11 protein-coding genes are annotated in these 12186 nt (G+C 46.2%); 4 read left to right on the top strand and 7 right to left on the bottom strand.

Annotation, left to right across the window (positions count from 1 at the left end; genetic code table 11):
* Nucleotides 1-79 precede the first annotated feature (79 nt).
* Genes BLU98_RS07975 through BLU98_RS07960 form a run of 4 tightly spaced genes read left to right on the top strand, consistent with a single transcriptional unit; the run spans nt 80 to nt 4289 of the window.
* Nucleotides 80-1330, top strand: coding sequence for a dicarboxylate/amino acid:cation symporter (locus BLU98_RS07975; protein ID WP_092723512.1), 1251 nt, complete (start codon nt 80-82; stop codon nt 1328-1330).
* Between the two features lie 9 nt (nt 1331-1339).
* Entirely contained in the window at nt 1340-2020 is a 681-nt protein-coding gene (locus BLU98_RS07970; protein WP_092723511.1) for a DedA family protein, read from the top strand.
* Between the two features lie 13 nt (nt 2021-2033).
* Nucleotides 2034-3266, top strand: a complete 1233-nt coding sequence (locus tag BLU98_RS07965) for an MFS transporter (RefSeq protein ID WP_092723510.1) — start codon at nt 2034-2036, stop codon at nt 3264-3266.
* 18 nt (nt 3267-3284) lie between these two features.
* Complete coding sequence (locus BLU98_RS07960; RefSeq protein ID WP_092723509.1) at nt 3285-4289, top strand: glycosyltransferase family 9 protein; 1005 nt, start codon at nt 3285-3287, stop codon at nt 4287-4289.
* Nucleotides 4290-4324: 35 nt separating this feature from the next.
* Here the strand turns inward: BLU98_RS07960 and BLU98_RS07955 are convergent, their stop codons facing one another.
* The 7 genes from BLU98_RS07955 to atpG all read right to left on the bottom strand — a co-directional run bounded on the left by BLU98_RS07955 (nt 4325) and on the right by atpG (nt 12128).
* Nucleotides 4325-6757 carry a TonB-dependent receptor gene (locus BLU98_RS07955; RefSeq protein WP_257574815.1) on the bottom strand — a complete coding sequence of 811 codons (2433 nt, stop codon included), beginning with the start codon at nt 6755-6757 and terminating at the stop codon, nt 4325-4327.
* Nucleotides 6758-6940: 183 nt separating this feature from the next.
* Nucleotides 6941-7870 carry a malate dehydrogenase gene (gene mdh / locus BLU98_RS07950; RefSeq protein WP_092723507.1) on the bottom strand — a complete coding sequence of 310 codons (930 nt, stop codon included), beginning with the start codon at nt 7868-7870 and terminating at the stop codon, nt 6941-6943.
* A gap of 70 nt (nt 7871-7940) precedes the next feature.
* Complete coding sequence (locus BLU98_RS07945) at nt 7941-8456, bottom strand: TlpA family protein disulfide reductase (RefSeq protein ID WP_092723506.1); 516 nt, start codon at nt 8454-8456, stop codon at nt 7941-7943.
* The gene (locus BLU98_RS07940; RefSeq protein WP_092723505.1) at nt 8453-9229 is read right to left on the bottom strand and encodes an ABC transporter ATP-binding protein; all 777 of its coding nucleotides are present in this window, start codon (nt 9227-9229) and stop codon (nt 8453-8455) included. The genes BLU98_RS07945 and BLU98_RS07940 overlap by 4 nt, the downstream gene beginning before the upstream one ends.
* Nucleotides 9230-9253: 24 nt before the next feature.
* Nucleotides 9254-10468 carry a diaminopimelate decarboxylase gene (gene lysA / locus BLU98_RS07935; RefSeq protein WP_092723504.1) on the bottom strand — a complete coding sequence of 405 codons (1215 nt, stop codon included), beginning with the start codon at nt 10466-10468 and terminating at the stop codon, nt 9254-9256.
* Nucleotides 10469-10481: 13 nt separating this feature from the next.
* Nucleotides 10482-11210 (bottom strand): SMC-Scp complex subunit ScpB, encoded by a 729-nt coding sequence (gene scpB / locus BLU98_RS07930; RefSeq protein ID WP_092723503.1) that lies wholly within the window; start codon nt 11208-11210, stop codon nt 10482-10484.
* A gap of 36 nt (nt 11211-11246) precedes the next feature.
* Entirely contained in the window at nt 11247-12128 is an 882-nt protein-coding gene (atpG, locus tag BLU98_RS07925; protein ID WP_092723502.1) for an ATP synthase F1 subunit gamma, read from the bottom strand.
* Nucleotides 12129-12186 lie beyond the last annotated feature (58 nt).

Below are 12186 nucleotides of genomic sequence, written 5' to 3'. Positions count from 1 at the left end.
CAAATACTGCCGGCAGCTACATAAATGAGGCTGTTTCAACATAAGTCTTATATTGCGACCCTAATCAAGGGTGCCCCCTATGAAGCAATCTAACAAGCTTACCATATATATTATTATTTCCATGTTAGCCGGTATCGCACTTGGGTACCTTGTTCACCTCAATGCTTCCTCAGATACCATCCAGGTTTTTTCAAAAAATATCAAATTACTCACCACCATTTTCCTCCGGCTGGTGCAGATGATCATTGCCCCACTGGTATTTTCCACCCTGGTGGTGGGGATTGCCAAACTGGGCGACCTTAAAACCGTAGGCCGGGTAGGAGGTAAGGCATTGCTGTGGTTCGTATCGGCATCGCTGATCAGTCTTTTACTGGGGATGCTGTTGGTGAACCTGTTTAAACCGGGTGCGGGCATCGATCTGAGTAATGCAGACGTGAGTGGCGCAAAAGACTTGGTGGGCAAAACACAGGAATTCAGCCTGGCCAAATTTGTGGAGCACGTTTTTCCCAAGAGCGTGATAGAAGCCATGGCCACCAATGAAATACTGCAACTGGTGATCTTCAGTATTTTCTTTGGCATTGCAACGGCGGCTTTAGGAGAAAAAGCCAAAATAGTGGTGAAGGGCTTGGATGCCGTGGCCCATGTGATATTGAAAATGGTAGGCTATGTGATGAACTTTGCACCCATTGGCGTTTTCGGCGCCATCGCCGCAGTGATTGCTACCAAAGGACTCGAAGTGTTCTGGTTCTATGGAAAATATCTTTTGTTCTTTTTGATGGGCATTGCCTCACTCTGGTTGGTGTTGCTGCTCGCCGGGTTCCTCATCCTTAAGAACAGATTGCCTGCGCTGCTTAAAAGAATCGTTTCACCTCTGATCGTGGCGTTCAGCACCACCAGCAGCGAAGCGGTATTCCCCAAACTCACCGAAGAACTCGAGGGCTTTGGCTGTAAAGACAAGATCGTATCCTTCATATTGCCGTTGGGTTATTCTTTTAACCTCGACGGCAGCATGATGTACATGACTTTTGCCAGCCTGGCCATTGCACAAGCTTATGGCGTTCACATTGACCTGGGCACGCAGCTGACCATGCTGATTGTACTGATGCTGACCAGCAAAGGCATTGCAGGTGTTCCCCGCGCTTCACTGGTAGTGGTAACCGCTACCTGTGCCATGTTCAATATCCCGCCGGAAGGAATTGCACTCATACTCCCGATCGATCATTTTTGCGATATGTTCCGTACAGCTACCAATGTGCTGGGGAACGCACTGGCTACCACCGTTGTAAGCAAATGGGAAGGAGCGCTTGAACATTCTGTTACCAACCAATAATACCATTTTATGTTAGAGACGATGTTAGCGGCGGGATTTCACTGGAGCCAGTTATTGCAACCACAATTCTATATAGAACATGGCGGACTATGGCTCCTGTTGTTTGTGGTGTTTGCAGAAACCGGACTTTTCGCAGGTTTTTTCCTGCCGGGCGACAGCCTGCTTTTTGTAGCAGGTATCTACAGTTCCAATCTCGCCAATGAAATATTTCCAACCGGAAACGAATACCTCGACCTGGTGGTGTTATTGGTACTGATTGCTGCAGCCGGTATCATTGGTAATGCTACAGGATATTGGGTTGGTAAAAAAGTAGGTCCAGCCATGTACGGATGGAAAGAGAACCTGTTGTTCAAACAACGCTACCTCACGCAGGCGCATGATTTTTATGAAAAATATGGCGGAAGGGCCATCATCATCGCACGATTCATTCCCATCATCCGAACTTTCGCACCCATCATTGCAGGGATCGTTGGAATGGATGGAAAAAAATTCACTTTTTTTAATATCATAGGATGCGTGTCATGGGTGTTCAGCATGTTGTTCGCCGGCCATTTCCTGCAGAAATGGATACTGACACAATTCGGTTTCGATTTGAAACAACACCTGGAAGTGATTGTATTGGGTATTGTACTGGTGACCACAGCGCCGGTATTGATCAAGTTGTTCTCAGTCAGGAAAACAAAAGTTTAATACCAATCACAATATGACAGAAAAAAAATACGGCGTTTTCTCACTCCCGGTGATCGTTGCTGCACTGGGTTATTTTGTAGATATCTACGACCTGCTGTTGTTTACGATTGTCAAGAAACCCAGTATGCTGGCAGTAGGTGCCACTGATGCTACCATGCTGTCTGACAGTACGAGGGTGATCAACTGGCAAATGGTGGGACTGTTGCTGGGCGGTATTTTGTGGGGCGTATTGGGCGATAAAAAAGGCCGGTTGAAAGTATTGTTCGGTTCTATCATACTTTATTCAATGGCTAATTTCGCTACAGGATTTGTGCAAACGGTGAACCAATATGCGATCTGCCGTTTTATTGGTGGATTAGGACTGGCAGGCGAATTGGGCGCTGGTATTACTTTGGTAAGTGAATTGCTGCCTAAAAATAAAAGAGGTCTCGGTACTTCAATGGTAGCGGGCATAGGATTGAGCGGAGCCATATTTGCCTACCTGACATTCCAGTACACCAACGACTGGCGGCTTTGTTATAAGATAGGCGGCGGCCTGGGTATTGCACTGCTGCTGTTGCGTGTAAGTGTTGCCGAGTCGGGTATGTTCAAAGAAGTAAAAGCGCAGGAAGTAACACGCGGTAATTTCTTTATGCTCTTCAACAACGGACCAAGATTGAAAAAATATGTATGCGCCATATTGATAGGTTTACCCACCTGGTATGTGATTGGCATATTGGTGAACCAGAGCGATCGATTTGGTAAAGCCATGTTTGGCAGCACCACCATCGATTCGGGCCGCGCCATCATGTTTGCTTATGCAGCGATTGCGGTGGGCGATATGTTTGTGGGGCTCGTGAGCCAGTATTTCAAAAGCCGGAAGAAAGCGTTGTTGTTATATTATTTGCTGTGCATTGTATCGCTGATCTTATTTTTCAGCGGTTATAATCGTTCAGATGCTTCCATGTACACCATCTCGGCACTGCTGGGATTCAGTACGGGCTTCTGGGCCATCTTCATTACCATGGGCGCCGAACAGTTCGGCACCAACCTGCGTGCTACTGCTGCCACCACCATTCCGAATATGGTGCGCGGTGCATTGCCATTGACCAACATCCTGTTTCTCGATGTTTTCCAGAAAAGTTGGGGCTGGCCGTTGGTGAAAAGTGGTATTGTAACGGGTGTGGTGGTGATGGGTATTGCATTGGTCGCTTATTATTTTACAGAGGATACTTATCATAAAGACCTCAATTACGTGGAAAGCTAACCGCAGTTGTTGAATGTTATGAAGTTTCTAGTTATCCGCTTTTCATCTATTGGTGATATTATACTCACCACCCCCGCCATCCGCTGTCTCAAACAGCAGGTGCCGGGTGCGGAAGTGCATTTTCTTACCAAACGATCATTCAAAGCCGTAACAGAAACCAATCCATATATCGATCGTTTTTTTTATTACCAGGATAACCTGGGCGAATTGATCCATCAACTTAAACAAGAACGGTACGATTATATTATAGACCTGCACAAAAATTTCAGAACCTATCGTATCCGCTGGTCACTGAGAACAAAAACACTGGCTTATCACAAAGAGAGCATCCGGAAATTTTTACTCACCAAGCTTCACATCAATTGGATGACGGGCAGGCATATCGTTGACCGCTGCCTGGATGCATTGCAACCGCTGGGAGTAAAAGATGATGGGAAAGGAATGGACTATTTCATCCCGGAAGAACAGCATACTTCTGCGAAAGATATACCAACTGCACATTCCGCAGGATTTGTAGCTATTGTGATCGGTGCTTCTTACTATACAAAGAAATTGCCAGTTACCAAATTGCAACAGCTTTGCCTGGAATTAAAGTACCCTGTTATACTGGTCGGTGGAAAAGAGGATGTGTTGGAAGGAGAGCAGATAGCGAGCGTAGATCCGGTGAGTATTTACAACGCCTGTGGCAAATTCAGCCTGCACGAATCGGCCGACCTGGTAGACAAAGCGAAGTTGGTGATCTCGCACGATACCGGCTTGCAATACATTGCCTGCGCATTGAGTAAGCCGGTGCTGGCCATCTGGGGTGGTACATCTCCCTTGCTCGATGTAGAACCGTATTATGGTACGAACCAATTACAACCTGGCTATACCAATTTCATCGTACCTGGTTTGCGCTGTCAGCCCTGTTCCAATTTCGGAACCAATACCTGTCCGAAGGGGCATTTCAAATGTATGCAGCAGCAAGACATCAGCGCTATTGCAAAAAAGGCTCATCAATACCTGCTTTTGCCCCAGGCTTAAGCCCGGGGCAAAAGAGGCAATTACACAATCAACTGTTATCCTTTGATACGTTTCGATTCGCTCTCGAGACCGGTCTGGCGCTGCCTTGCATCTTTTACCTGGCTGCTGCCAAAACGGTAAGTGAAATTCACACGGAATGTCTGGCTTTCCCAACTGCCGCTGCCATTGATGTTCAGGCCACCGAACACACTGTGCGCCCTCCAGGGACTGGCCGTATGGAAGATATCGGTAGCGCTGAGTTTGATGGTGGCTTTTTTCTGCAGGAACATTTTCTGTATGCCCAGGTCAAGCGCCCCTTGTGCATTGGTTTTCCAGGTAGCGCCCCAGATAGAAGGGCCATTGAACCAACCACTTGCTTCAGCCGTATAATCATTACCCAGTGTAAAACTGTGCTGCATATAAGCTCCGAACAATGGAATACTTGTTTTCAGTTCATTGTTTCCGATCATACCTTTGAACATTTGATAGTTGTACCAGAAATTGGCATAACCGTTCCACCATTTTTTAATAGGCAGCGGAGATCCGATGCTGAAGGTCAGTATCTGTTGTGTAGCCAGGTTTTTTTGTTGTACAAACGTGGCGTTCTTGACGGTATCAGTGGTCATGGTAGAATAATCTTTCACATGGCTATAACCAACCGAAGTAGTGATCATATACATGAATGTGTGTGATAGCTCTACATTATCAGTATACTGCGGCCTCAGGAAAGCATTGCCTTTTTCATAGGTCAGTTCATCGAGTTTGTTCTCAAATGGATTCAGATCCTGGTAAGTAGGTCTGTCGATCCTGCGGCTATAGGTAAGGTTAAGGGTATTCTTTTTATCTACTGTCCAGGTCAATGCAGCGCTGGGGAAAAGATCGAAATAATTACGCTTTACATTGTTATCATCCTGCACAAGGCCATCTGCCCTGGTGAGTATGCCCTCACTGTTGGTTTGTTCTGCACGAAGACCTGCCTGCAAGCTCCATTTCGGATTGAACTGCCTTTGGTAATTAACATAAGCTGCATTCACATTCTCTTTATAAGAAAAGCTGTTGCTGCGGCTCAACACTTTAACAGGCGAACCATTGGCATCTGTAAAGAAATCAAAAGTGTTGTCTGTCTTTACATAAGAGAACTTGGCGCCAAATCCGAGTTTACCCTTCCACTTAGGCATCTCTATATCCACTTTAGCTGTATAAATATCAATGTTGGTAGGTGTGTAATTTCGGTTGATCACCTGTGAAAGAATGTTGCCATTCATATCCTGGTAATAGTTGGGCTGATAACTGTTACCCCTGCCGCGGAACTGGCCATAGTCTCCATCGAAATTGATCTCTTTGCCACTGGTATCGGCATAACGATAGTTCAGGTTGGCATCTATATTGCTCCTGTTGCCGGGAATAGTATTGAATGCTTTCAGTGTTTTCTGGTAAGCGTTGGTAGGATAGTAGGAGATATCCGTATTGCTCGTACTGGTCCAGTCATTGGTACTGAAATTGGTAGTGATCAAACCGCCGATGGTATTCCGGCTATCCAGGAAAAAATCGGCGCCGGTCTTGATGTTGATGCTCTTATTGTTGTTGTAGTTAACGGCGTGCTGATCATATAACGTATCTCGCTGGATACGATAGAGGTTCATATCGTTCTCATAACGGCCAATATTGCCGCTGACATTACTGAACAGGTTCACTTTCTTATCGCGGTAGTTGAGGTTCACCGAACCATTGCCTTTGGGCGTTACGCCCTGCTCGAAACCAGCGGTCATACTTCCGTTGGTGCCGAATTTTTTATTTTTCTTCAGGCGGATGTTGATGATACCTGCGTTACCACTGGCATCGTACTTGGCGCTGGGGTTACTGATCATTTCAATGGCTTCAATATCATTGCTGTTGATGCTGCGGAGATAAGCAGCCAGGTCTTTCGAATTCAATTGCATCATCTTGCCATCAACATACACTTTAACACCGGTTTTTCCTTTCATGCTGATGTTATCGTTGTTATCGACTTGCATACCCGGACTCTTCTGCAACAGTTCGAGTGCGTTGCTGCCGGTAGCATTGATACTGTTCTCAACATTGAAAATGGTTTTATCTGCCTTCACTTCAATCATAGGCTTGCGTGAAGTGACCGTTACATCCTGTAATTTTTTAGGAGCAGCGTTGAGGCTTACTGCACCGGCGTGAAAGCTTTGTCCTGCCTGCAATTCAAAATGGTCGGAAAATTTTTTATCGTATCCAACGATGGTGTAACTGAGTAAAAATTTTCCGCCTGCAGATGCAGACAATTCAAATTGGCCGTTGGCATCGGTGATATCTGTCTTTACAAGGGTGCTGTCTTTTGCTTTTAAGAGGGATACAGTTACTGATTCTAATGCCTTGCCATTATTGTCTTTTACGTTTCCGTCCACTGTAGATTTGTTCTGTGCAGAAATTTGGGTAGTAGTCATTAACAATCCCCATACTGTCATACTAATAAGCCGTCTCATGGTAGTAGTTTTATATTCTATCAGACGCAAAGCACTTACAATTGTTACAAATCGGAAAAGTAAATCAGGACGAAATGCTGGAATCACAGGACGAGCGGTAACTGCTACGGATATAAAAATCCCCGGCATTATCAAAAAACACCGGGGATTTATTTTTACTGCAAAGCTGCAGAATACTTGTGTTTACAGGGTTTTCAGCACATCATTCATGCTGCGAACGGCATCGGCGCTTTTGTTGAAAGCGGCCTGCTCTTCTGCGTTGAGGTTGAAATCAACGATCTTCTCCCATCCGTTCTTACCAATCACTACAGGAACACCGAGACAAATATCTTTTTGTCCGTATTCGCCATCGAGACTTACACAACAAGTGAACAATTTCTTTTCATCGCGGAGAATGCTTTCTACCAGTGCAGCACCGGCAGCACCGGGTGCATACCATGCAGAAGTACCGATCAGCTTGGTCAGTGTTGCACCACCTACCATGGTATCGGCTACGATTTGTTTTTGTTGTTCTTCGCTCAGGAACTTGGTAACAGGTACACTGTTCCAGGTTGCCATGCGAATGAGGGGGATCATGGTAGTATCACCGTGACCGCCTACCACTACTGCATTGAGATCAGCGGGGCTGCAACCCAGGTGCTGACTCAGTTGATATTTGAAGCGGGCGCTGTCGAGCGTACCACCCATACCAATGATGCGGTTCTTGGGTAAACCGGTAGATTGCAACGCCAGGTAAGTCATTGTATCCATCGGGTTGCTGATTACAATGATGATGGCATTGGGAGAATATTTGAGGATGTTCTCACAAACACTTTTCACAATACCGGCGTTGGTGCCAATCAGTTCTTCCCTGGTCATGCCCGGTTTACGGGGTAAGCCCGATGTGATCACCACTACATCAGAACCGGCAGTTTTAGCATAGTCATTGGTGCTTCCGCTGATACGGGTATCGAAACCCAGCAAGGCGGCAGTCTGCATCATGTCCTGTGCCTTGCCTTCGGCAACGCCTTCTTTGATATCCAGTAATACCAGCTCCTGGGCCAGCTCTTTCCGGGCAATATTGTCGGCACAGGTAGCGCCTACGGCTCCGGCACCTACTACGGTAACTTTCATGTGTCTAAATGATTTATTGGAAATGAAGATTTTTAACGGGGCAAAGGTAGTTATAAATAGTGCTGGGCCTCTATTTTTTCGATTCTCTTAAAAGCGCATTCAGTTCAGCCATTTCAACCCCTGTTTCATAAGCTTTCACGAACATGCCCTTCTTATCATATACGGCCACAAAAGGCGTGAAACGTACCTGGTAAAAGCTGGGCAGGGCGTAGAGGGGGTCCCGGCCAATACGTATATTCTTGTGTTGATCGAGCCCGTAGTGCTGGGCAAACTCGCGGATCTCTGTAATACTTTTATAGCTCACCCATACCATGAAGGTATTGCTGAGGCTGTCTATGTTTTTGATCACTTCTTTGGCCTCGTACTGGCAGTGGCCGCAATCGGGACTGAAATAAATGATGATAGTGAAATCGCGTTTTGGTAATTCGCTTTTGGTAAACCAAGTGGCGCTGTCGGTTTGAAGGATGCGGAAGGCGGGCAAGACGGGATCCTTTTTATAAGGCGCATTGTCCTCTGGGTTATTTGTTTGCGCCATAGCAAAAGCCGTGAAGATCAGGCATGCCAGGAATAACGAAAACTGCTTCATTTTTTTTTATTTGATTCCATCATTCGCATTTGTTTGGCGTCTTGCAGGAACTCAGATGCGAAAATGAATTTGTTCAGTAATTCATCCTTGCTGAATATGATATCCTTGTTAGATCCTTCCCATTGTTTATGTCCCTGGTGCAGGTAAACGATGTGATCGCCGATTTCCATTACACTGTTCATATCGTGCGTCACGACAATGGTAGTGATATTGTATTCGGTGGTGATCTCCTTGATGAGTTTATCGATCACGAGGGAAGTCTGGGGATCGAGGCCTGAATTCGGTTCGTCGCAAAAGAGGAAACGTGGGTTCAGTACGATAGAGCGCGCGAGACCCACTCTTTTTTTCATGCCACCGCTGATCTCGGAAGGATATTTTCTATTAACGCCTTCCAGGTTCACACGGTTCAATACTTCATCCACTCTTTTCTTTTTGTCGGAATAGGAGAGGCTGGTAAACATATCGAGCGGGAAAAGTACATTTTGCTCTACGGTCATGGAATCGAAAAGGGCATTACCCTGGAAAAGCATACCTATTTTCTGACGCAGCAGTGCCAGTTCTTCGGTCTGCATTTCTAACATATTCTCGCCATTATAAAGAATATCTCCTTTGTCGGGTTCAAAAAGACCTACTATGCATTTGGTGAGTACCGTTTTACCGCTACCACTGGTGCCAATGATGAGGTTGCACTTGCCCGATTCCATCACTGCAGAGATATCGCTCAGTATTATCCTGTCGCCAAATGATTTTTGTATGTTCCTTATCTCTATCATGCCAATGCAAACTACTGTTTTGTTCTATAAGACCTCCACCTGGTTTCTTAATAAATCATCAAAAACATCTCTCTTCCTGATCAGGTGATGGGCACCGTCTTTTACCAGTACCTGTGCAGGCAGGTAACGCGAATTGTAATTGCTTCCCATTTCAAACCCATAAGCGCCGGCATTGTGAAAGACCAGGAAATCACCTTCCCGCACTTCGTTCAGTTCCCTGTCCCACGCAAACGTATCGGTCTCACAAATATTTCCCACTACCGCATAATGCTTTTTATCTCCTTCAGGGTTACTGATATTGGTGATGCGGTGATACGATTCATAGAACATAGGACGGATAAGATGATTGAATCCGCTGTTGACACCGGCGAAAGCAGCGGTGGCGCTCTCTTTGAGCACATTCACCTGTGTGATGAAATAGCCCGCTTCGCTTACCAGGAATTTACCGGGTTCAAACCAGGCCTGTAAGCGGCGGCCATATACCTGCTGAAGTTTGTTCAACACTTCTGCTACTTTTTGTCCGAGTAGTTCAATATCTGTGCCGGTCTCATTTTCTTTATACGGTACTTTAAACCCACCGCCCAGATCAAGGTATACCAGGTCTTTGAAATGCGGCGCCAGCTCAAAGAAAATATCGGCCACTTTCATGAATACTTCCACATCCCTGATCTCGCTGCCGGTATGGATGTGCAGACCGGCAATGCGCAGGTCGTATTTTTCTACCAGCGCTAATATGGCATTGAGTTGTTCAACCGGAATACCGAATTTGCTTTTTTCGTGACCGGTAGAGATCTTGAGGTTGCCACCGGCCATGATATTGGGCCGCAGGCGAATGCCTACCGGGTAAGTGCCGCCGTAACGGCGACCAAATTTCTCCAGGTTGGAAAGACTGTCGATATTGATGTTCACGCCTTGCCCGGCTGCTTCTTCTATTTCCGAAAAAGCAATGCCATTACTGGTGTACAGGATGTTCTTCGGATCAAAGCCTGCTTTAACGGCCAGGTGCACTTCGTTCACAGAACTGCAATCCACATTGCAGCCCAGGGAGCGGATATGTTTTAAGATATTGATATTGGTCAGCGCCTTGCAGGCGTAAAAGAAGCGACTGTCGGATGATGCAAAAGCCTCGGTAAGCCTGGAAAATTGCTGGGTTATTTTTTCGGCATGATAAACATAAACAGGCGTGCCGTAATGATCTGCGATACGGTTTAATTGCTCGGTCGATAATGTTTGTGACATGCTGCGAAGATAATCATTGCGGCGTTTCTTCTCCCGGTTCGGCAGATTCGGTGGAAGGATTATCTTCATGCTCTTCCTTCTCCACCAGTTCCCCGTTTTCATTTACGGTCAGTGCATGCTCATCGGCAACGATGGCTGCGGCATGGTGGTCGGTAAAATCTTCGGGGTTGATAACAGTGCCTTCTACTGCCTGTTCTGCCAGCACTTCCTTGATGCGGGGAAGGTCATCGGCAGAATTGATGCCGAAATAATCCATGAAATTGCGGGAAGTGGCATATACCAGTGGTTTGCCGGGAAGGTTTTCATTCCGGCCACTGATCACAATGAGTTCTTTTTCGAGCAACTTCTGTATGCTGTAGTCGCTGTTAACACCCCTGATCGATTCGATCTCTCCTTTGGTGATGGGTTGTTTATAGGCAATGATGGCGAGGGTTTCCAAAGCAGCATTGGATAAACGCTTGAGGAACTTATCGCCATTCAGTTGTGCGATGGTCTTGTGGTAATCTTTTTTAGTGAGGAACTGCCATCCGCCGCCGCTCTCTTTCACTTCAAAAGGATAAAATTCGGAATTGTATTTCTCCCGGATACCATCCAGCGCTGCTTCTATCTGGTCGAGGGTAACTCTTTCCTCCAGGAACCCGAATGCATTATTGATGAGTTCCACAATATCCAGGGCCGTAAGGGGTTTCTCACTTGCAAAAATGAGTACTTCTATATGAGGGATGATTTCGCTGAGATCCATAAGAGCATTCAGAGTTAAAGTTGAAAGATAATAAACTTATCCTTGCAATGCAGCTGCTCCGCTCACAATCTCAGTCAACTCAGTGGTAATAGCCGCCTGCCTTGCACGGTTATAGCTGATCTTAAGCGATTTCAGCAACTCGTTGGCGTTTTCGCTGGCCTTGTCCATGGCAGTCATGCGTGCGCCATGTTCGCTGGCATTGCAATCCAGCACGGCTTTGTATAATTGGGTATTCAATATTTTAGGCATCAGCTCGGCAACCAGTTCTTCCTTCGCGGGTTCGAAGATGAAATCCGATTTGCGCGCACTGCCGGTAGCAGTTATTTTGGGAATGGGCAGGAACTGCTCTGCCTGGTAAACCTGTGAAGCGGCGTTTTTAAATTCGCTGTAGATGATCTCCACGGCATCGAACTCCCTGTTTTCAAATGCCTTCATGGCAGCCTGGGCAGCAGCCTGTACCTGTTCGAATTTCAGGTTCAGGAAAATATCTTTATAGGTAGCGTCGGTCTTATAGCCGGCTTTGGAAAGACTTTCAAAACCTTTCTTACCAATATTCCAGATCGTAACATTACCCTTTTGGTATTGCGCGCTGTATTTATCGGCAATGGTGGTCTTGGCCAGTTTGATCAGGTTGGCATTGTAGCCGCCACAAAGTCCGCGGTCGCTGGTGATCACAATTAACAATACTTTTTCAACCGTTCTTTCTTCGGCCAGTTTGATGCTCATATCACCTTCCGTACTGCTCACAATATTGCTCAACACTTCCTGCAACTTCTGGGCGTAAGGCCTCATTTGTATAATGGCATCCTGTGCGCGGCGCAGTTTGGCGGCACTCACCATTTTCATTGCTTTGGTGATTTGCTGGGTGCTCTGTACACTTTTGATACGGTTACGGACTTCTTTTAACTGACCTGCCATTGTTGGGTTGATTTCAAATTTGGCTGCAAAAGTAGCAGAAATGGCGCGTCTCCCCAAA

Source organism: Hydrobacter penzbergensis (assembly GCF_900106985.1).
Taxonomy (GTDB): domain Bacteria; phylum Bacteroidota; class Bacteroidia; order Chitinophagales; family Chitinophagaceae; genus Sediminibacterium; species Sediminibacterium magnilacihabitans.
This window is presented reverse-complemented; position numbering and strand designations above follow the sequence as displayed.

Bases quoted from the DNA above. Each gene is read 5' to 3' on its own strand.
- BLU98_RS07975 (WP_092723512.1), top strand. From the start codon at position 80: ATGAAGCAATCTAACAAGCTTACCATATATATTATTATTTCCATGTTA.
- BLU98_RS07970 (WP_092723511.1), top strand. From the start codon at position 1,340: ATGTTAGAGACGATGTTAGCGGCGGGATTTCACTGGAGCCAGTTATTG.
- BLU98_RS07965 (WP_092723510.1), top strand. From the start codon at position 2,034: ATGACAGAAAAAAAATACGGCGTTTTCTCACTCCCGGTGATCGTTGCT.
- BLU98_RS07960 (WP_092723509.1), top strand. From the start codon at position 3,285: ATGAAGTTTCTAGTTATCCGCTTTTCATCTATTGGTGATATTATACTC.
- BLU98_RS07955 (WP_257574815.1), bottom strand. From the start codon at position 6,757: ATGAGACGGCTTATTAGTATGACAGTATGGGGATTGTTAATGACTACT.
- mdh (WP_092723507.1), bottom strand. From the start codon at position 7,870: ATGAAAGTTACCGTAGTAGGTGCCGGAGCCGTAGGCGCTACCTGTGCC.
- BLU98_RS07945 (WP_092723506.1), bottom strand. From the start codon at position 8,456: ATGAAGCAGTTTTCGTTATTCCTGGCATGCCTGATCTTCACGGCTTTT.
- BLU98_RS07940 (WP_092723505.1), bottom strand. From the start codon at position 9,229: ATGATAGAGATAAGGAACATACAAAAATCATTTGGCGACAGGATAATA.
- lysA (WP_092723504.1), bottom strand. From the start codon at position 10,468: ATGTCACAAACATTATCGACCGAGCAATTAAACCGTATCGCAGATCAT.
- scpB (WP_092723503.1), bottom strand. From the start codon at position 11,210: ATGGATCTCAGCGAAATCATCCCTCATATAGAAGTACTCATTTTTGCA.
- atpG (WP_092723502.1), bottom strand. From the start codon at position 12,128: ATGGCAGGTCAGTTAAAAGAAGTCCGTAACCGTATCAAAAGTGTACAG.